Origin of the sequence: Streptomyces litchfieldiae, from assembly GCF_031845365.1 — a bacterium.
Lineage (GTDB): Bacteria > Actinomycetota > Actinomycetes > Streptomycetales > Streptomycetaceae > Streptomyces > Streptomyces litchfieldiae.
Genome location: NZ_JAVREL010000090.1, coordinates 1 through 472, shown reverse-complemented (window position 1 = coordinate 472; position 472 = coordinate 1). Strand labels below are relative to the sequence as shown.

Genomic DNA, 472 nt, shown 5'->3' with positions numbered 1-472 from the left:
GCACCGGGGTGCAGCACTTGGCCAGCTTGGTCAGGGTTCCGGGCGCACCCGGCACCGCGACACCGGTGTCGTCGGTGCTGCGCTGCCGCACCGGCATGGTCAGCGGGGTGGACCGCTCGGCGAGTTCGTCCTCGGCCGCATCGTCGCCGCCGAACTGGGCGAGCAGACGCTGCACGACATGGCGTGCCGAGACGTGACCCTCACCGACCGCTGTGTAGAGGGCAGAGACGTCGGTGTAACGCAGCTCCCGCGCCAGTGCGCCCATCGAGTCGGCATTGATCAAGCGCTGCAACGGAAGTCCGCCTCGGCGAACTTCCCGGGCGATGGCGTCCTTCCCGGACTCCAGCGCCTCTTCGCGGCGTTCCTTGGCGAACCACTGCCGGATCTTGGCCTTCGCCCGCGGCGACACCACGAAGGTCTGCCAGTCGCGCGACGGCCCGGCATTGGGGGCCTTCGAGGTGAACACCTCGAC

1 protein-coding gene is annotated in these 472 nt (G+C 69.5%); it reads right to left on the bottom strand.

Annotation, left to right across the window (positions count from 1 at the left end):
- A partial coding sequence (locus RM590_RS35515; protein ID WP_311708942.1) for a RelA/SpoT AH/RIS domain-containing protein occupies positions 1-472 on the bottom strand: 472 nt, incomplete at both ends.